Below are 19799 nucleotides of genomic sequence, written 5' to 3'. Positions count from 1 at the left end.
GGCAGCTTGCGCCGGCCGAATCCGGAACTCCGATCTTCCGGTACCCTTGAGAACCATCACGAAATGACTGATTTCCAGCCTATCCAGCTGATTCCCCCGGTTACCGAAGCCACGGCCAATGCCGAGGACACCGCCCGCGCGGACCTCTACGGCCTGCTGGCCACCCTGTTGTATCGCGCGCCTGATGCCGCGCTGCTGCACCATATCGCCGCCAACCGTGCCATCGGCGAAGACGCCGCGACCACGCTGGGCGAAGCCTGGAATGGTTTGTGCGACGCAGCATCGATCGCCACGGCCGCCGAGACTGCCGATGAGTACCAGCAATTGTTCATCGGCGTGGGCAAGCCGGAAGTCCTTCTCTACGGCTCCTACTACCAGACCGGCTTCCTCAACGAACGCCCTGTGGTGGCGCTGCGCGACGACCTGGCGCGCTATGGCCTGGTGCGCCAGGACAATGTCAGCGAGACCGAGGACCATATCGCCACGCTGTGCGAGGTGATGCGCTTCCTGGTCGCGGGCGAGGATGCGGGCATTGCCAATCTTGCCGAGCAGCAGCACTTCTTTTCGCGCCATCTGCAGCCATGGGTGGACACGCTATGCGATGCCATGGCGGCCCATCCGCAAGCCCGTTTTTACGTACAGGTGGCCGTTTTGCTGAAAGCCTTCATGGCGGTCGAGGCGATCGCGCTTGATATGCATTGAGCCTTCAACGCAGATGGCCGGAAGCGGGCGCGCAATCCGTCTCAGGCCTTGTTCCAAACGTTCCATGCATGGCACTTTTCAAGCGCCGGCGTCAGTAGAAACCCGCGCATGGCATGGTCTTTCGACACATATCAATCTAATATAAGCAAAAGACTACATAACTTGTTTGGCAACTGGTCTCTCTTTGCCAAGGAGTTCCCATGAAGGACGAGCAGCACAGGGTCGCACGCCGTACTTTCCTTGCCGGCGCAGGTGTCGTTGCCGCTGCCGGCGCCGCCGCCGCGCTGACCTCGCGCGGTCCCGCCGTGCCCAATGCGGCCATAACCTCGGCCATTCCGGATGTCACGCCCAGCGACAACGACGGCTACCGGGTTACCGAACATATTCGCAAGTACTACCGGACAACGCTGGTGTGAGCCGCGTCGCGCCTGCCGCGCGCCTCGCTTGACCTCGTTTCCATCCAGGGGTGATACATGATCTTGACCCGCAAACGCGCGGCGCAGGGTAGCGCATCTTCGCAACTGGCTAGCACGGTGGCCGGGCATGCCACCGGCCGGCTCTCCGAGCGCCTGGCCGCCGGCCTGGCCGGCGCGATGCCCACCATGGACCGCCGCAGCTTCCTCAAGCGTTCCGGTATCGGGGTAGGCGCGGGGCTGGCGGCCTCGCAGTTGATGCTATTACGCCGGGCGGATGCCGCAGATGCAGGGAGCGCCGCGAGCGGCGGCGAGGGCAAGAACAATATCGTGGTGCGCCGCACCGTCTGCGGCCATTGTTCGGTGGGCTGCGCGGTGGATGCGGTGGTGCAGAACGGCGTGTGGATCCGCCAGGAGCCGGTCTTCGATTCGCCGATCAACATGGGCGCGCACTGCGCCAAGGGCGCCGCGCTGCGCGAGCACGGCCACGGCGAGTACCGCCTGAAGTACCCGATGAAGCTGGTAAACGGCAAGTACCAGCGCATCAGCTGGGACCAGGCGCTCGACGAGATCACCGCCAGGATGAAGGAGATCCGCCAGCAGACCGGCCCGGATTCGATGTTCTTCGTCGGCTCCTCCAAGCACAGCAATGAGGGCTCCTACCTGCTGCGCAAGTGGGTGTCGTTCTTCGGCACCAACAACACCGACCACCAGGCACGTATCTGCCACTCCACCACGGTGGCCGGCGTGGCCAATACCTGGGGCTACGGTGCGATGACCAACTCGTACAACGATATGCAGAACGCCCGCGCGGCGCTGTATATCGGCTCCAACGCGGCCGAGGCGCACCCGGTTTCGATGCTGCACCTGCTGCATGCCAAGGAAAACGGCTGCAAGGTGATCGTGGTCGATCCGCGTTACACCCGCACGGCAGCCAAGTCCGACCATTACGTGCGGGTCCGCTCGGGCACCGACATCGCCTTCCTGTTCGGCATGCTGTACCACATCTTCAAGAACGGCTGGGAAGACCAGAAGTTCCTGAACGACCGCGTCTACGGCATGGACAAGGTCAAGGAGGAGGTTCTCGCCAAGTGGACGCCGGACAAGGTGGAGGAAGTCTGCGGCGTGCCCGAGGCCGAGGTCTACATGGTCGCCGAGATCATGGCCAAGAACCGCCCCAGCACGCTGGTGTGGTGCATGGGCCAGACCCAGCACACCATCGGCAACGCCATCGTGCGCGCCTCCTGCATCGTGCAACTGGCGCTGGGCAATATTGGCGTGTCGGGCGGCGGCGCCAACATCTTCCGCGGCCACGACAACGTGCAGGGCGCTACCGACGTGGGCCCCAACCCTGACTCGCTCCCAGGCTACTATGGCCTCGCCACCGGCGCGTGGAAGCACTATGCCGCGGTGTGGGGTGTCGACTACGAATGGATCAAGAAGCAATACGCCTCTCAGGCGATGATGGAAAAGTCCGGCACCACGGTGTCGCGCTGGATCGATATCGTTACCGAGAAGCCTGAGCTGATCGACCAGGACAACAACGTCCGCGGCGTGTTCTTCTGGGGCCACGCGCCCAACTCGCAGACGCGCGGCCTGGAGATGAAGAAGGCGCTGGACAAGCTTGACCTTCTGGTGGTGATCGACCCTTATCCGTCGGCCACCGCGGCAATGGCCAACATGCCGCCGGCGCAGGGCGACACCATCAACCCGAAGCGCGCGGTCTACCTGCTGCCGGCGTGCACGCAGTTCGAGACCTCCGGCACCTGCACGGCTTCCAACCGCTCGCTGCAATGGCGCGAGAAGGTGATCGAGCCGCTCTTCGAATCGATGCCGGACCACACCATCATGCAGGCCTTCGCGGAGCGCCTGGGCTTTGGCAAGGAGCTGTCGAAGAACTACAAGCTTCTGGAGGTCAAGCGCGCGGGCCGTACCTGGATGGAGCCCGAGCCCGAGTCCATCCTGCGCGAGATCAACGCCAGCAACTGGACCATCGGCTACACCGGGCAATCTCCTGAGCGGCTCAAGTCCCATATGCGCAATATGGAGAAGTTCGACGTGCGCACGCTGCGCTGCCTCGGCGGCAAGGATCCGTTGACCGGCTACGACCTGACAGGCGATTACTTCGGCCTGCCGTGGCCGTGCTATGGCACGCCGGAACTCAAGCACCCGGGCTCGCCCAACCTGTACGACACCAGCCGCCACGTGATGGACGGCGGCGGCAACTTCCGCGCCAACTTCGGCGTGGAGCGTGACGGCGTCAGCCTGCTGGCCGAGGACGGCTCGTACTCAAAGGGCGCGGATATTACCACCGGCTATCCCGAGTTCGATCACGTGCTGCTGAAAAAGCTGGGCTGGTGGGATGAGCTGACGGACGCCGAGAAGCAGAAGGCCGAGGGCAAGAACTGGAAGACGGACTTGTCCGGCGGCATCCAGCGCGTGGTGATGAAGAACCATGGCTGCCATCCCTTTGGCAACGCCAAGGCCCGCGCCGTGGTGTGGAACTTCCCCGACCCGATCCCGCAGCACCGCGAGCCGCTGTATTCCATCCGGCCAGACATGGTTGCCAAGTACCCCACGCACGACGACAAGATGGCGTTCTGGCGGTTGCCCACGCTATACAAATCGCTGCAGCAGCGCAACATCGAGAACAAGCTCTATGAGAAATTCCCGATCATCCTCACCTCTGGCCGCCTGGTCGAATACGAGGGCGGAGGCGAGGAAACGCGGTCCAACCCGTGGCTGGCCGAGTTGCAGCAGGAGAACTTCGTCGAGATCAACCCGCGTGCGGCCTCCGATCGCGGCATCCGCAACGGCGACTTCTGCTGGGTCAGGACGCCCACCGGCGCGCACATCAAGGTGCGTGCCCTGGTGACCGAGCGCGTCGGCGTGGATACCGCCTTTATCCCGTTCCACTTCTCGGGCTGGTGGCAGGGCAAGGACCTCAAGGATTACTACCCGGAGGGCGCGATGCCGATCGTGCGCGGCGAGGCCGTCAACACGGCCACCACCTACGGCTATGACGCGGTGACGATGATGCAGGAAACCAAGACCACGATCTGCCAGATCGAACGGTTCGCCTGATGCAGACCTGATGCAGACCTGATGCAGACCTGATGCAGACCTGATGCAGAGACAGTGTGAGATCAAGGGCAAGGAACGACCATGGCACGCATGAAATTCATCTGTGACGCCGAGCGTTGCATCGAGTGCAATAGCTGCGTCACCGCCTGCAAGAACGAGCACGAGGTGCCGTGGGGCGTCAACCGGCGCCGCGTGGTGACCATCAACGACGGCATCGTCGGCGCCGAGAAATCAATCTCGGTGGCCTGCATGCACTGCTCGGACGCGCCCTGCATGGCGGTTTGCCCGGTCGATTGCTTCTACCGCACCGAAGACGGCGTGGTGCTGCACGACAAGGACGTCTGCATCGGCTGCGGCTACTGCTCCTACGCCTGCCCGTTCGGCGCGCCCCAGTTCCCCAGCGCCGGGACCTTCGGCGTGCGCGGCAAGATGGACAAGTGCACCTTCTGCGCCGGCGGGCCGGAGAAAAACGGCAGCGACGAAGAATTCGAGAAATACGGCCGCAACCGGCTGGCCGAAGGCAAGTTGCCGCTGTGTGCGGAAATGTGCTCGACCAAGGCGCTGCTGGGCGGGGACGGTGACGTGATTGCCGACATCCTGCGCAACCGCGTGATCAAGCGCGGCAAGGGCGGCGATGTGTTCGGCTGGGGCACGGCCTACGGCAACAAGGGAGCCGCGCAAGGCGCCACGGCTGCGCCCGCGGCGCCGGCCGCCGCGCCACCCGCTTCAGGAGCGCAACCATCATGACCCGCCTGCTGCTGATCTTGCTGGCCGCCGGCTGCACCGCGCTGGCCGCGTGCGGCGAGCGCGCCCAGACCGCCACGGCGGCGCATAAGAAATCCGACGCGCCGGCCTACGAGGGCGCGCCGGGCGATCCCTTCGTAGCCAAGGGCTGGACGCCAGGCGACAAGACCAGCTGGCAGAACCAGATCCGCGAGCGCAACCAGAAACAGAACGAATACAACCGCACGCCATGACCCCGGCGCCGCGCACCCCGGGGCCAACCCTGGCCGACCCGATGGAGGGCATATGAAGCCGACGCTCAATCCTGGCTGGTTCCGCTACCTGGCGGGGGTGGCCTGCGCGCTGGCCATGCTGGCGCCGCTCGGGGCCGCGCAGGCCCAGGCCCAAGCGCCGTCCCCGGGCGGCGCATCCGCCGCACAGGCCGCCGGCGCGCCTGCCGATGCCAACAATCCGGCCACGCACCCGGCGCAGCCCTTTGCGGGCATCGCCTCGGAGAACATCTTCAACGTGCCGCGCCGCGACATCGCCGCCGAGGCGCAGTCCCAGCAGGCGCGCACGCAGTCGCAGCCCGGCAATAACGCGCCGGTCTGGCGCGAAGCCAATTCCGACCAGGCGCACTACAGCAGCCTGCCCGCCAAGGAAGCCGGCGTGCTGATCCAGCGCACCGGCCAGCGGTGGCGGCTGTTTCGCAACGGCGTGATCACGGTCTGGGGCGGCTGGCTGGTGGTGCTGGTGCCTGCGGCGATCCTGGCCTTCTTTTTCTGGCGTGGCACCATTCCCCTCAAGACACCGCGCACCGGGCGCATGATCCAGCGTTTTACGCCGCTGGAGCGCATGGTGCACTGGACCATGGCGATCGCCTTCGTGACGCTGGCGGTGTCGGGCATCGTCATGCTGTTCGGCAAGCATTTCCTGTTGCCGCTGATGGGCCACACGCTGTTCGGCTGGCTGACCTACCTGCTGAAGAACGTGCACAACATCGTCGGGCCGGTCTTCACCCTGGCGGTGATCGTCGGCTTTGTACTCTTCGTGCGCGACAACCTGCCTGCCCGCGAGGACTGGCAGTGGATCACCAAGGTGGGCGGGCTGGTTTCCGGCAAGCATGTGCCCAGCGGGCGCTTCAATGCCGGCGAGAAGGCCTGGTTCTGGGGCGGGCTGGTGCTGTTCGGCCTGATCCTGTCAGCCTCCGGCTGGGTGCTCGACATGATCGTGCCCGGCATGGATTTCTACCGCGCCACCATGCAGATCGCCAACGTGATCCATGGCATAGCGGCAGTGCTGATGATCGCCATGGCCTGCGGCCATATCTACATGGGCACCATCGGCATGGAAGGGGCCTACCGCGCCATGCGCGACGGCTGGGTCGACGAAGCCTGGGCCAAGGAGCACCACGAGCTCTGGTACGACGATATCAAGTCCGGCAAGATCCCGGTGCAGCGCGCGGCCGAGCCAGAACCCGGCAGGCGCGCCGGCGGCCGGGCCAGCCCGGGCGAAGTCTGAGCGCGCACGGCCATTCCCCAACGAGGAGCCCGATCCATGAACCGCATCCTGCTGGTGCTCGCCCTGGCCCTTGGCACCACGGGCGCCCTGGCCAAGCTGCCGCCGCCCAGCGAGGCGCAAAAGCTCAAAGCCGACGAGGCCAAGGCGCGCGCCGGCTGGGCCGACAAGGTGGCCGCTTATCAGCTTTGCCGAGCGCAAGACAAGGTGGCGGCGCGCTACTACAGCGACATGAAAGCCAAAGGCAAGGAGGTGCCAGCGGCTGCCACGGGTGCGCCGTGCGTCGATCCGGGCCCGTTCGTGGCGCAAGCGCCGGCCGCGCAAGGCGCCGCAAGCATTGCGGGAGGGCCTTCCACCGCACCTATCGCCGCGCCTTCGGATCACAAACCGGCCGCAGCGCCGGGCACGGGAGCGGTACAATCGCCCCGGACATCACCGTGAGAGGAGATTCGGCATGAAGCATGTACGTGTACTTTTCGGTCTGGCGGTAGCGGGCACCCTGGCAGGCACTCTGGCCGGCTGCGGGGGTATGGGAACGGGCAGTTCCGATACCGCTGTCGCGGCGCTGGCGTCCAAGAGCGGCACCGCGACGCAGGGCAGCATCACCTTCACCCAACGTGGCGCCACGGTGCTGGTCAAGGCCGACGTAACCGGCCTGCCGCCCAATACCGAGCACGGCTTCCACGTGCACGAGACGGGAGACTGCTCGGCCCCCGACGCCATGAGCGCCGGCGGCCACTTCAACCCGACCGGAAAGCCGCACGGCTCGATGTCGATGCCCGACCACCATGCCGGCGATATCAACAACCTCAAGGCCGACGCCACCGGGCGCGCCCAGGCCAGCTTCGAGCTGACCGGCGTGACCGTGGCCCCCGGCCCCACCAGCGTGGTGGGCCGCGCCGTGGTCGTCCACAAGGATCCGGACGACTACAAGACCCAGCCCACCGGCAACTCCGGCGGCCGCATCGCCTGCGGCGTGATCGCCAAGTCCTGACGGACGGGGCAGCGCGGGCCGGCGGCGTCCGGTGCGCGTCCGCCATTCACCTTCTCCATCCCATGCCCCTGCGCCCCGAAATGACCCACGCGTCCGTCCCCCTGATCGAAGAGGTCGAGGTGGTCGACGAGCAGGGGCGCGTGCGGCAGGCCTTCCTGCCCGGCGAGCGCCCGCTGACGGTCTACCTCGACAAGCGCGAGCTGGTAACGCTGATGACGCTGGGCGGGGCGCCCGAGGCCCTGGTGCTGGGTTACTTGCGCAACCAGCGCCTGGTCGAGTCGGTCGAGGATATCGCCGCGATCCAGGTCGACTGGGAGACCGAATCCGCCGCCGTCACGACCCGCACGGGCGTGGACCGCATCGAGGAGCGTACGGCGCGCCGGGTGGTGACCACCGGCTGCGGCCAGGGCACCGTGTTTGGCTCGCTGCTGGACGAAGTCGACAACATCCGGTTGCCGCACGACGCTACCCTGGACCAGGAAACGCTCTACGGCATCGTCGATACCATCCGGCTGCAGCAGTCGGTCTACAAGCAGGCCGGCTCCGTGCATGGCTGCGCGCTGTTCCGCGGGCGCGAGCTGCTGATGTTCATCGAGGATGTGGGCCGGCACAACGCCGTGGATGCCATCGCGGGCCTGATGTGGCTGGAAGGCATGAGCGGCGCCGACAAGGTGTTCTACACCACCGGGCGGCTGACCTCGGAGATGGTGATCAAGGGCGCCCAGATGGGCATCCCCTTCCTGCTGTCGCGCTCGGGTGTCACGCAGATGGGCTACCAGATGGCCCAGCGCGTCAACCTGGCTCTCTTTGCCCGGTGCACCGGGCGGCACTTCCTGCTCTATACCGGCCGCGAACGCTTCCGCCACCAGTTGCCCGAGCCAGCCACGGCCTGAAGCCACGCGGCGGATCGCCTGTCCTGGCGCAGGCCTGCCATTTCGGCGGGGATGCCGGATTTTGGTTGTACAATGCGGCCCATCGCAAGGCCCCGGCAGGTCCGGCGCGCCTGTGAGCAAATGCGAGCAGCGTTCCCGGTCAGCATGGACCGCGCCCGAGCCTGCCCTCATTTGTTCATCCCGATACCCCTATGAGCATCAAATCCGATAAGTGGATCCGCCGCATGGCGGAACAGCACGGCATGATCGAGCCCTTCGAGCCCGGCCAGGTACGGGAGGAAGACGGCCGCAAGATCGTTTCGTACGGCACCTCGAGCTACGGCTACGATATCCGCTGCGCCGACGAATTCAAGATCTTCACCAATATCAACAGCACCATCGTCGATCCGAAGAACTTCGACGAGAAGTCCTTTGTCGACTTCAAGGGCGATGTCTGCATCATCCCGCCGAACTCCTTCGCGCTGGCCCGCACGATGGAGTATTTCCGCATCCCGCGCAGCGTGCTGACCATCTGCCTGGGCAAGAGCACCTATGCGCGCTGCGGCATCATCGTCAACGTGACGCCGTTCGAGCCGGAGTGGGAAGGCTACGTGACGCTGGAGTTTTCGAACACCACGCCGCTGCCTGCCAAGATCTACGCTGGCGAAGGCTGCGCCCAGGTGCTGTTCTTCGAGAGCGACGAAATCTGCGAGACTTCCTACCGCGATCGCGGTGGCAAGTACCAGGGCCAGCAGGGTGTCACACTGCCGAAGACCTGATCGCATACAATGCGCGCGTTGCGGTATTACGGGGAACCCCGGGGCCGCGCGCCAAGCCTGAACGTCGAGCCACATGCCGACCCAGGGGGATGAGTCCCCGGGCCATGTGGCTCAAGTCCTTCTTGCCGTCCAAGGATGCCACATGAAATTCCGCTTCCCCGTCATCATCATCGATGAAGACTTCCGCTCCGAGAACATTTCCGGCTCGGGCATCCGCGCGCTGGCGCAGGCCATCGAGCAAGAAGGCATGGAGGTGATGGGCCTGACCAGCTATGGCGACCTGACCTCCTTCGCCCAGCAGTCCAGCCGCGCCTCCTCGTTCATCGTGTCGATCGACGACGACGAGTTCGTCAGCGAAGACGACCGGCCCGAAGCGGCGGCCATCGAGAAGCTGCGCGCCTTCGTCAACGAAGTGCGCCGCCGCAACACCGACCTGCCCATCTTCCTGTACGGCGAGACGCGTACCTCGCGGCATATCCCCAACGATATCCTGCGCGAGCTGCACGGCTTCATCCACATGTTCGAGGACACGCCGGAATTCGTCGCGCGCCACATCATCCGCGAAGCCCGGGTCTACCTGGACTCGCTGGCGCCGCCGTTCTTCAAGGCGCTGATCGCCTACGCGCAGGACAGCTCCTACTCGTGGCACTGCCCCGGCCACTCCGGCGGCGTGGCGTTCCTGAAGAGCCCGGTCGGCCAGGTGTTCCACCAGTTCTTCGGCGAGAACATGCTGCGCGCCGACGTCTGCAACGCTGTCGATGAACTCGGCCAGCTGCTCGACCACACCGGCCCGGTGGCGGCCTCGGAGCGCAATGCCGCGCGCATCTTCAACTCCGACCACATGTATTTCGTCACCAACGGCACGTCCACCTCGAACAAGATGGTGTGGCATGCCAACGTGGCGCCGGGCGACATCGTGGTGGTGGACCGCAACTGCCACAAGTCGATCCTGCACGCGATCATGATGACGGGCGCGATCCCCGTGTTCCTGATGCCCACGCGCAACCACTACGGCATCATCGGCCCGATCCCGAAGAGCGAGTTCGATCCCGAGACCATCCGCCGCAAGATTGCCGCGCACCCGTTTGCTAGCCAGGCCAAGAACCAGAAGCCGCGCATCCTGACCATCACCCAGGGCACCTACGACGGCGTGCTGTACAACGCCGAGCAGATCAAGGAGATGCTGGCCACCGAGATCGATACGCTGCATTTCGATGAAGCCTGGCTGCCGCACGCGGCATTCCACGATTTCTATCACAACATGCACGCGATCGGCAAAGACCGCCCGCGCAGCAAGGACGCGCTGGTGTTCGCCACGCAATCCACGCACAAGCTGCTGGCCGGCTTGTCGCAGGCCTCGCAGATCCTCGTGCAGGATTCGGACACGCGCAAGCTGGACCGCTACCGGTTCAACGAGGCGTACCTGATGCACACGTCCACCAGCCCGCAGTACTCGATCATCGCCTCGTGCGACGTGGCGGCGGCGATGATGGAAGCCCCGGGCGGCACCGCGCTGGTGGAAGAAAGCATCCAGGAAGCGATGGACTTCCGCCGCGCCATGCGCAAGGTGGAAGGCGACTACGATGCCGGCAACAACGGCGACTGGTGGTTCAAGGTGTGGGGCCCCGAGGCGCTGGTCGAGGACGACATCGGCGACCGCGAAGAGTGGATGCTCAAGGCCAACGAGCGCTGGCACGGCTTCGGCGACCTGGCCGATGGCTTCAACCTGCTCGACCCGATCAAGGCCACCATCATCACCCCGGGCCTGGATGTGGACGGCGAGTTCAGCGACCGCGGCATCCCCGCGGCCATCGTCACCAAGTACCTGGCCGAGCACGGCATCATCATCGAGAAGACCGGGCTGTACTCGTTCTTCATCATGTTTACCATCGGCATCACCAAGGGCCGCTGGAACTCGCTGGTGACCGAGCTGCAGCAGTTCAAGGACGACTACGACCAGAACCAGCCGCTGTGGCGCGTGCTGCCGGAGTTCGTCGGCAAGCATCCGCAGTACGAGAAGCTCGGCCTGCGCGACCTGTGCGATGCGATCCACAGCGTCTACAAGGCCAACGACGTGGCCCGCGTGACCACCGAGATGTACCTGTCCGACATGGAGCCGGCGATGAAGCCGTCGGACGCATGGGCCATGATGGCGCACCGCGAAATCGAGCGCGTGGCCGTTGACGAGCTGGAAGGCCGCGTCACCGCCATCCTGCTCACGCCGTACCCGCCGGGCATTCCACTGCTGATCCCGGGCGAGCGCTTCAACCGCATCATCGTGCAGTACCTCAAGTTCGCGCGCGAGTTCAACAAGCTGTTCCCTGGCTTCGAGACCGACATCCACGGCCTGGTCGAGGAAGAGGTCGAAGGTGGCGGCAAGGCGTATTTCGTCGACTGCGTGAAGTAACGCAGGCTGGCGGCAGGAAAAAAAGGGCCTCGCGCGTGCGAGGCCTTTTTTCTGCGCTCGCCCATGCCTTGCGCACGGCCGACGCGTCGCGCGAGATTGCGATAGAGTGGCATTCCCAATCTATGCAACCTCGACGGAGTGGCAATGGCTTCAGCACGTGCGGTGGAATTGACGGAGTTCGGCGGCCCCGAAGTGATGCGCCTGGTGAGTGCCGAGCTGCCCGCGCCGGCGGCCGGTCAGGTCCAGTTGCGCCAGACCGCCATCGGCTTCAACTACATCGACGTCTACCAGCGCTCGGGCAAGTACCCGCTGCCGTCGCCGACCGGGCTGGGCCATGAAGCCGCCGGCGTGGTCGAAGCGGTGGGCGAGGGCGTGACCGGCCTGCGCGAAGGCGATCGCGTGGTCTACATGCACGCGGGCATCGGTGCCTATGCCAGCCGGCGCAATGTGCCCGCCGACAAGCTGGTCAAGCTACCCGACAGCATTGACGACCTCACCGCCGCGGCCATCTTCTTCAAGGCCATGACCGCGCAATACCTCGTGCGCAAGACACATCCCGTGCAAGCCGGCGACATCGTGCTGGTGCATGCCGCCGCGGGCGGCGTAGGGCAGATCCTCAGCAGCTGGGCCAAGGCGCTCGGCGCCACCGTGATCGGCACCGCCGGCTCGGCCGAGAAGTGCGAAGTGGCCCGCGCGGCGGGGTGCGATGTCGCCATCAACTATTCGCAGGCGGACTGGGTGGAGCAGGTGATTGCTGCCACGGACGGGCGCAAGGCGCGCGTGGTCTATGACTCGGTGGGCAAGCATACCTTCATGGGCTCGCTGGACTGCGCGGCGCCATTCGGGCTGGTGGCGCTCTATGGCGCAGCCTCGGGCCCGGTGCCGGCGTTCGAGCCGGAACTGCTCAGCAAGAAGGGTTGCCTGTTCCTGACGCGACCGTCGGTGTTCCCGCACAACGCCGATCCGCAGACGTTCCGCGCCAACGCGGCGGACGTGTTCCAGGCGATCGGGCAGGGCGCGATCCGGGCGGCCATTGGCGCGCGCTTCCCGCTGGACCAGGTTGCCGAGGCGCATCGGGTGGCCGAGGCGCGCGCGACCACGGGCGCTATTCTGCTGCTGCCTTGACGTCCGGAGCAACCACGAAAAACGAAAAAAGGCCTCGGGTTCCGAGGCCTTTTTCAATGCAACCAGAGCCGCCGGCGGTCGTCCCTGCTACTTCTTCTTGTCGAACTCAAACTGCGGCGTAGCGGGTTCGCTCTCTGCTGGTGCCGAAGGCAGCTCCAGCGTGCCACCGCCACTGCGCCCGCCAGGCGCTGGCACCGAGGCCGCTCCGCCCGGGCTCTCACCCCCCAGCGGAATCGTGACCTCCGCCGCATTGGTATGGTGCAACGAGCCCTTGTCGAGGAACATCGTCACCATGCCCGGCCAGAACATCACCAGCGCGACCATGATCAGCTGCAGGCCAACCCAGGGCAGCGCGCCCCAGTAGATGTCGGAGCTCTTCACTTCCTTGGGCGCAATGCCGCGCAGGTAGAACAGCGCGAAGCCGAAGGGCGGGTGCATGAAGGAGGTCTGCATGTTCACGCACAGCATCACGCCGAACCACACCAGCGCCGCGGTGGCTGCCGCTTCCGGATTGCCGCCCATCGAGTCGGCGACCACCGGCGCCAGCACCTTGACCGCCACGGGGGCGAGCATCGGGACCACGATGAACGCGATCTCGAAGAAGTCCAGGAAGAAGGCGAGGAAGAAGATGAACAGGTTGACCACCAGCAGGAAGCCGATCCAGCCGCCGGGCAGCGAGGTGAACATGTGTTCCACCCAGGCACCGCCATCCACGCCCTGGAACACCACCGAGAAGCAGGTGGAGCCGATCAGGATGAACACCACCATGGCGGTGATGCGGGCCGTGGACTGGTAAGCCTCGATGATCAGCCCGCGCAGCTCGGTTAGTTGCCCGGCGCGCAGCAGCAGCCACGTGATCACGAGGTAGACCACCGCCAGCGGAATGCGCAAGGCATGCGAGCCGAACGCGACGGTGCCGGCGATGATGGCCACGCCCGTGGCGGCAAGGCCGATGCGGTAGACGGTGCGGTCGAGCTTGCCGAAGCCGGGGTCGCGCAGCACCGCCAGCACCAGCGCGCCGACCGCGCCCATGGCGCCGGACTCGGTCGGCGTGGCAATGCCGAGCATGATGGTGCCCAGCACCAGGAAGATCAGCACCGCGCAGGGAATGATGCCGCGCAGGCACTTGCGCCACAGCGGCCAGCCGCGCAGCGTGCGCTCCTCCACCGGCACCGGCGGCAGCCAGTCAGGCTTGACGCGGGCCAGCACGAAGGTATAGAGCGCGAACAGCGCGATCTGGATCACCGACGGGCCCCAGGCGCCCAGGTACATGCTGCCCACGTCGGCGCTGCCCATCGGCGTCTTGAGCTGGTCGGCCAGCACCACCAGCACCAGCGATGGCGGCACCAGCTGCGTGATGGTGCCCGACGCCGCCAGCACGCCCGTGGCGTACTTCATGTTGTAGCGGTAGCGCATCATTACCGGCAGCGAGATCATCGCCATCGCGATCACCTGTGCCGCCACGGTGCCGGTAATGGCGCCGAGGATGAAGCCCACGATGATCACCGAATAGCCCAGGCCGCCGCGCACCGGGCCGAACAACTGGCCCATGGAGTCCAGCATGTCCTCGGCCAGCCCGCACTTCTCCAGTATCGCCCCCATGAAGGTGAAGAACGGGATGGCGAGCAGCAGCTCGTTGGCCAGCACGCTGCCGAACACGCGGCTGGGCACCGCCTGCAGGAAGCTGACCGGGAAGTAGCCAAACTGAATGGCCAGGATGCCGAAGGCAAGGCCCACCGCGGACAGCGAAAATGCGACCGGAAAACCGATCAGCATGAATACCACCAGGCCGCCGAACATCAGCGGCGGCATATATTCCAATGGAATCATTGCACCGGCCTCTCGTATTTCGATTCGATGCGCACCAGGCCCTTGAGGGCGGCAATGCGCTTGATCAGCTCGGACACGCCCTGCAGACCCAGCAGGACAAAGCCGAGGGGCACCACCAGCTTGATCGGGTAACGCGGCAGGCCGCCGGAGTTACCGGATTGCTCGAGGATGCGCCACGAGGGCAGGAACAGAGAATCCCATGACAGCCAGGCAAACAGCACGCACGAAGGCAGCAGGAAGAAGATGATCCCGAAGATGTCGATCCAGTGTTGCGCGCGCTCCGATACGTTGCCGTAGATCAGGTCCACGCGCACATGCTCGTTGCGCTGGAAGGTGTAGGAGGCACCGAACATCACCGCGATGGCGAACATATACCACTGCAGCTCGAGCGGCCAGTTGTCGCTAAGGTTGAAGCCGTAACGCAGCAGGGCGTTGCCTGCGCTGATCAGGCACGACAGCAGGATCATGATGTTTGCAAGCCTGCCCGTGTGCTGATTCAACCTGTCGATCTGTCGTGACAGACCAAGCAAGTAATACATGGGTTGTCTCCCCTGTTTTTGCGGCAATTAGTTTATCTGCAACAAAATGCTTCGGCGCTTGGGGCTAATACCTACCGCATTGCGCAAAAATCAAAAAAGCGGGAAGTAAATAAAAAAGCCGCCAGGGATGTGCCCTGGCGGCTTTCTCGCAAAACAAAACTTACGTGAAACTTACGTCGGCATGCTGCGCTGCATTTAATCCGCAGCTTGTGTTTAAAGCGTGGCGCGCGCCGCGGCAATGGCCGCGCGAACCTGCGCCGGCGCGGTGCCGCCGATATGGTTGCGTGCCGCGACCGAGCCTTCCAGCGTCAGCACCGCGTGCACGTCGTCGCCGATCAGCGCGGCCTTGTCGCCCAGGCCGGTGACTTCACGCAGCTCGGCCACGGTGAGGTCGGCCAGGTCGCAGCGGCGGTCGTCGCAGGCGCGCACCGCGTGGGCCACGGCTTCGTGGGCATCGCGGAAGGGCAGGCCGTGCTTGACCAGGTAGTCGGCCAGGTCGGTGGCGGTGGCGTAGCCTTGCAGCGCGGCGGCACGCATGGCATCCGGCTTGACCGAAATGCCCGGCACCATGTCGGCGAAGATGCGCAGCGTGTCGGCCACGGTGTCGACCGTGTCGAACAGCGGCTCCTTGTCCTCCTGGTTGTCCTTGTTGTAGGCCAGCGGCTGGCCCTTCATCAGGGTCAGCAGGCCGATCAGGTGGCCGTTGACGCGGCCGGTCTTGCCGCGCGCCAGCTCGGGCACGTCGGGGTTTTTCTTCTGCGGCATGATCGAGCTGCCGGTGCAGAAGCGGTCGGCGATGTCGATGAAGCCCACGCGCGGGCTCATCCAGATCACCAGTTCCTCGGAGAAGCGCGAGATGTGGGTCATCACCAGCGCGGCGGCGGCGCAGAACTCGATGGCGAAGTCGCGGTCGGAGACGGCGTCCAGCGAGTTGCGGCATACGCCGTCGAAGCCCAGCTGCTGCGCCACGAACTCACGATCGATCGGGTAGCTGGTGCCGGCGAGCGCGGCGGCGCCCAGCGGCAGGCGGTTGACGCGGCGGCGGCAGTCGGCCATGCGCTCGGCATCTCGCGTGAACATTTCCACGTAGGCCAGCAGGTGATGGCCGAAGGTGACCGGCTGTGCCACCTGCAGGTGGGTGAAGCCCGGCAGGATGGTATCGGCATTCTTCTCGGCCAGATCCAGCAGCGCACCACGCAGCGCGCCCAGCAGGCCGATGATGGTGTCGATCTCGCTGCGCAGCCACAGGCGGATATCTGTCGCGACCTGGTCGTTGCGCGAGCGGCCGGTGTGCAGGCGCTTGCCGGCGTCGCCGACCAGCGCGGTCAGGCGTGCTTCGATATTCAGGTGGACATCTTCCAGGTCGAGCTTCCACTCGAAGCCGCCGGCCTCGATCTCGCCACGGATCTGCGTCATGCCGCGCTCGATCTCGGCGCGGTCGGCCTCGGCGATGATTCCCTGCTTGGCCAGCATGGCGGCGTGCGCCAGCGAACCCTGGATGTCGAACAGAGCCAGGCGCTTGTCGAAGAACACCGAAGCGGTGTAGCGCTTCACCAGGTCGGACATCGGTTCGGAGAAGCGGGCGGACCAGGCTTCGCCTTTCTTGGCAAGTTGGGAGGTCATGGGCGGTAAGGCTGGGTTAGCTCGCAAGCCGGCGGCAGGCCGCGGGGCGAACGAGAAAAATCGGGGAAAGCGCGATTATATCGCTGCCGGGCGCCTCGCAGACGCTAGCGGGCGTCGGCGGGCCTCCCAGCCTTGCCTATAAGGTGTTGTCGATGACCTGGCCCTTGAATACCACTGGCCCGGTGGGGCCGTTGGGATCGGGCGAGCCCCCGCGCGGCTCCACGCTGATCGCCAGTGCCGGCACCTTGCCCAGAGCCTGGGCAACCGCCAGGCGCAAGTGGCGCTGGTGCCCGATCACGCCCAGCGACTGCGGCTTGCCGCCGGCCGGCAGCGCCCAAAGCTGCAGCGCCTGCGCGTCGTTCAGCGGCAAGTGATCCAGGCGGCGCAGAGTGAGTGCCTGCGAGCGTGCATCCCACGTCACAAGTACGGCGGCCTGGGCATGATCGTCGTTGAGCACCGCCACTGCGTTGACCAGTGGGGCCGTGTCCAGCTGGCGGGCCATCCGCACGTTCAGGCCGATTGCGACGGCTGCCAGCACCGCTGTTGCCATGGTGGCGCCGCGCCAGAAGCCGGGGGCAGCCCACCAGCGTTGCCACCAGCCCGCGGGTGCCGCGCCGGTAGTGCCGGTGGCGTTTGCCTTATCCATGGCCTGCCAGCCCAGCCGCTGCTCGATGCCGCACCACACCTTCTCCACCGGCGCCGAGGCGGGCTGGAGCTCGGCAAGGCCGGCCAGCCGGGCCTGCCAGTGGCTGATGGCGGCGCGGATCGCGGGTTCCTCGCGCGCCAGCGTCTCCAGCCGGCGGCGCGCGCCCCCGCGCAACACGCCCAGCGCGTATTGCGCGGCGAGGCGGTCGATCAGGTCGGGGTGGCGGCCGAGGTTCATGACAGGCTTTCCAGGCACGTGCGCAGGCGTTCCAGCCCGCGCCGTATCCATGACTTGATGGTGCCGAGCGGCACCTGCAATTGCTCGGACAACTCGCTATGGCTCATGTCCTTCAGGTAAGCCAGCGAGATCGCTTGCCGCTGCGGTTGCTCAAGCCGCTGCAGGCACTGGTTCAGCGCCCGCGCCTCCTGGCTGGCCAGCGCCAGTTCCGCCGGGCCGGCCGCGTCGTCGGCCAGCCACTCGCCGAGTGTGTCGTCCAGTTCCACCGTCTGGCTGGCACGCGCGGCCGCCTGCCGGCGCAGGCAGTCCAGCGCCCGGTTGCGCACGATGGCGGTCATCCAGGTCATCGGGGCCGCCAGGTGCGGCCGGTAATCGCCGGCGTGATGCCAGATGCTGACGAAACTCTCTTGCACCACATCCTCCGCCCAATCGTGCCTGTTGGTGATACGCAGCGCGAGCCCAAACAGTTTCGTCGCGGTTTGATCATAGAGCTGGCGCAAGGCCTGCCGGTCGCCCATTGCCGCGCCCTGCAGCAACGCCGCTAGCCGGTCGGCGTCGGCCGGCCTGGGGGCAAAGGAAGAGTCGGCGGAGGAGGGCACCGTTGCGGATCCGTGGTAGGCAGAGGCAATAGAGGCAAGTGACGTGTCCGGATTATAGGCATGGCTTGGGCCTGGCATGCGTGCGGCATCACGCTGTTCGCTGCATCCGATCGGCAGACCGGCGCGTAGATGGGACAGGCGCCGCCATTGCCGCCGCGCTGCAGCCCAACGCAGCCCCGGCAAGGCGCCATCTACGTCACTACAGGAGAACACCATGGAACGCATGCAGTCGAGGCCCGCGCAGACGGAGTGTCAGGCCGCCGAGGACACGAACAGCCGCATCCTCGTTGCACCGGACGCGCGCCGGCGCGGCCTGCTCAAAGTCCCCGGGTTATTCGCGCTGGGATCGCTGGCGGTGATGAGCCTGGGCGAGTCGATGCCCGCCTGGGCGCAGGTCCAGTCCGGCAGCACCAAGGACGACATCGCGATGCTCAACGTGGCCCTAGGGCTGGAGTACCAGGCCATCGCGGCTTATCAGGTGGGCGCGGAAAGCGGCCTGCTGCAAAAGCCGGTGCTGGATACCGCGGTCAAGTTCCAGACGCATCACAAGGCGCACGCGCAAGTGTTGGCGGGCACGGTGTCCAAGCTGGGCGGCAGCCCGGTCATGGCGAAGAAGCCGGCCGAGTACAGCTTCCCGACCGACCAGCTCAAGACGCAGGCCGATGTGCTGCGCTTTGCCGCGGGGCTGGAGAAAGGGGCCACCGCGGCCTACCTGGGCGTGTTGCCGAATTTCCATAACCGCGAGTTGACCAAGGCGGCTGGCAGCATCTTGGGAGATGAGGCGATGCATTGGGCCATCCTGCTCTCGGTCCTCGGCGAAGACCCGGTGCCGGGTGCGTTCGTGGGCTGAAGCCGGATGCCCGGCATGACTACCGTTTCCGCCGGGCCGGCCGATATGGACAGTTAGCGAGCAACGCTCTGCGCCGTCCGGCCCACCGGCCGGGCGGGTTCTCCCGCCATGGTGCCAGCCACCATGGCGGATTTTTTGCACTGCCAGCGTCAGCCGCTGTTGCGCAAGCCTGCAGCCACCCCGTTGATGGTCAGGTGGATGCCACGCCGCACGCGGATATCGTCGCCATCCTTGCCCGAGCGGTAGCGCTTGAGCAATTCCACCTGCAAGTGGTTGAGCGGATCCAGGTAGGCGAAGCGGTTCTTGATGGAGCGCGCCAGCAGCGGGTTGTCGGCGAGGCGTTCCTGGCGGCCGGTGATCAGGGCCAGCATCTCGCACGTCAGGTGCCACTCGGCGCTGATGCGCGCGAACACCGTCTTGCGCAACGCGGCGTCTTCGCACAACTGCGCGTAGCGCGAGGCCACGGCGAGGTCGGTCTTGGCCAGCACCATGTCCATATTGGACAGCAGCGTGGAGAAGAACGGCCAGGTCTTGACCATGCGGCGCAGCGTGGCCACGGCCGCCTTGTGCGCCTTTTCGTCCTGCGCCTCGTCCAGCAGCGCCTTGACCGCGCTGCCAAAGCCGTACCAGCCCGGCAGCAGCAGGCGGCACTGGCCCCAGGAAAAGCCCCAGGGAATCGCGCGCAGGTCTTCGATGCGGCGCTGCTTCTTGTCCATCAGCTTGCGCGAGGCCGGGCGCGAACCCAGGTTGAGGTCGGCGATTTCGGTGATCGGCGTGGTGGCGAAGAAGTAATCCTTGAAGCCAGGCGTGTCGTACACCAGGTGACGATACGAGGTGAACGCGCGATCCGAGAGCTGC

At 65.7% G+C, this 19799-nt stretch carries 19 protein-coding genes; 13 read left to right on the top strand and 6 right to left on the bottom strand.

The genetic code is table 11. The features are described from left to right. The first annotated feature begins 63 nt into the window (after positions 1-63). The 12 genes from ACYP5B_RS45560 (at position 64) to ACYP5B_RS45505 (ending at position 12617) form a co-directional block, all read left to right on the top strand. On the top strand, positions 64-702 hold the full coding sequence (locus ACYP5B_RS45560) for a TorD/DmsD family molecular chaperone (protein WP_318231895.1): 639 nt from the start codon (positions 64-66) through the stop codon (positions 700-702). A 200-nt stretch (positions 703-902) separates the two neighbouring features. Next, a complete protein-coding gene (locus tag ACYP5B_RS45555; RefSeq protein WP_267604089.1) occupies positions 903-1118 on the top strand; it encodes a formate dehydrogenase in 216 nt (71 codons plus the stop codon). Between the two features lie 57 nt (positions 1119-1175). After that, positions 1176-4199, top strand: a complete 3024-nt coding sequence (locus ACYP5B_RS45550; RefSeq protein ID WP_400093629.1) for a molybdopterin-dependent oxidoreductase — start codon at positions 1176-1178, stop codon at positions 4197-4199. 81 nt (positions 4200-4280) lie between these two features. Beyond that, complete coding sequence (fdh3B, locus tag ACYP5B_RS45545) at positions 4281-4946, top strand: formate dehydrogenase FDH3 subunit beta (protein ID WP_318231893.1); 666 nt, start codon at positions 4281-4283, stop codon at positions 4944-4946. Further along, positions 4943-5176: a hypothetical protein gene (locus ACYP5B_RS45540; protein ID WP_318231892.1), complete on the top strand. Its 234-nt coding sequence runs from the start codon at positions 4943-4945 to the stop codon at positions 5174-5176. Before fdh3B ends, ACYP5B_RS45540 begins: the two co-directional genes overlap by 4 nt. 52 nt (positions 5177-5228) lie before the next feature. After that, positions 5229-6443, top strand: coding sequence for a formate dehydrogenase subunit gamma (locus tag ACYP5B_RS45535; RefSeq protein ID WP_400093628.1), 1215 nt, complete (start codon positions 5229-5231; stop codon positions 6441-6443). A gap of 36 nt (positions 6444-6479) precedes the next feature. After that, positions 6480-6881, top strand: coding sequence for a hypothetical protein (locus ACYP5B_RS45530; RefSeq protein WP_400093627.1), 402 nt, complete (start codon positions 6480-6482; stop codon positions 6879-6881). A 13-nt stretch (positions 6882-6894) separates the two neighbouring features. Beyond that, a complete protein-coding gene (locus ACYP5B_RS45525) occupies positions 6895-7434 on the top strand; it encodes a superoxide dismutase family protein (protein ID WP_459573968.1) in 540 nt (179 codons plus the stop codon). Positions 7435-7496: 62 nt separating this feature from the next. Then, the gene (locus ACYP5B_RS45520; protein WP_459573967.1) at positions 7497-8327 is read left to right on the top strand and encodes a formate dehydrogenase accessory sulfurtransferase FdhD; all 831 of its coding nucleotides are present in this window, start codon (positions 7497-7499) and stop codon (positions 8325-8327) included. Positions 8328-8518: 191 nt separating this feature from the next. Next, positions 8519-9085, top strand: coding sequence for a dCTP deaminase (gene dcd, locus ACYP5B_RS45515; protein ID WP_017230746.1), 567 nt, complete (start codon positions 8519-8521; stop codon positions 9083-9085). A 142-nt stretch (positions 9086-9227) separates the two neighbouring features. Continuing rightward, positions 9228-11492 (top strand): arginine/lysine/ornithine decarboxylase, encoded by a 2265-nt coding sequence (locus ACYP5B_RS45510; RefSeq protein ID WP_267604082.1) that lies wholly within the window; start codon positions 9228-9230, stop codon positions 11490-11492. A gap of 144 nt (positions 11493-11636) precedes the next feature. Further along, entirely contained in the window at positions 11637-12617 is a 981-nt protein-coding gene (locus ACYP5B_RS45505) for a quinone oxidoreductase family protein (protein ID WP_459573966.1), read from the top strand. An 87-nt stretch (positions 12618-12704) separates the two neighbouring features. Here ACYP5B_RS45505 and ACYP5B_RS45500 read toward each other — a convergent pair whose 3' ends face one another. The 5 genes from ACYP5B_RS45500 to ACYP5B_RS45480 all read right to left on the bottom strand — a co-directional run bounded on the left by ACYP5B_RS45500 (position 12705) and on the right by ACYP5B_RS45480 (position 18091). Next, a complete protein-coding gene (locus ACYP5B_RS45500) occupies positions 12705-14447 on the bottom strand; it encodes a TRAP transporter large permease (protein ID WP_459573965.1) in 1743 nt (580 codons plus the stop codon). Next, positions 14444-14986, bottom strand: a complete 543-nt coding sequence (locus ACYP5B_RS45495) for a TRAP transporter small permease subunit (protein ID WP_183036609.1) — start codon at positions 14984-14986, stop codon at positions 14444-14446. The genes ACYP5B_RS45500 and ACYP5B_RS45495 overlap by 4 nt, the downstream gene beginning before the upstream one ends. 213 nt (positions 14987-15199) lie before the next feature. After that, positions 15200-16609 (bottom strand): argininosuccinate lyase, encoded by a 1410-nt coding sequence (argH, locus tag ACYP5B_RS45490; protein WP_006160535.1) that lies wholly within the window; start codon positions 16607-16609, stop codon positions 15200-15202. 136 nt (positions 16610-16745) lie between these two features. Next, positions 16746-17492, bottom strand: a complete 747-nt coding sequence (locus ACYP5B_RS45485; RefSeq protein ID WP_459573964.1) for an anti-sigma factor — start codon at positions 17490-17492, stop codon at positions 16746-16748. Next, positions 17489-18091, bottom strand: a complete 603-nt coding sequence (locus ACYP5B_RS45480; protein WP_400093619.1) for a sigma-70 family RNA polymerase sigma factor — start codon at positions 18089-18091, stop codon at positions 17489-17491. Before ACYP5B_RS45480 ends, ACYP5B_RS45485 begins: the two co-directional genes overlap by 4 nt. A gap of 214 nt (positions 18092-18305) precedes the next feature. Between ACYP5B_RS45480 and ACYP5B_RS45475 the strand changes: the two genes are divergently transcribed. Then, positions 18306-18941, top strand: a complete 636-nt coding sequence (locus ACYP5B_RS45475) for a ferritin-like domain-containing protein (protein WP_459573963.1) — start codon at positions 18306-18308, stop codon at positions 18939-18941. A 149-nt stretch (positions 18942-19090) separates the two neighbouring features. On the opposite strand, the gene ACYP5B_RS45470 is transcribed toward ACYP5B_RS45475, so the two are convergent. Continuing rightward, positions 19091-19799: phosphoenolpyruvate carboxylase (locus ACYP5B_RS45470; RefSeq protein ID WP_459573962.1), on the bottom strand; the 709-nt coding region annotated here is incomplete at its 5' end.

The organism is Cupriavidus sp. 8B, assembly GCF_054589115.1.
Note: the sequence above shows the minus strand (reverse complement) of the source record. Positions and strands in the feature narration are given on the sequence as shown.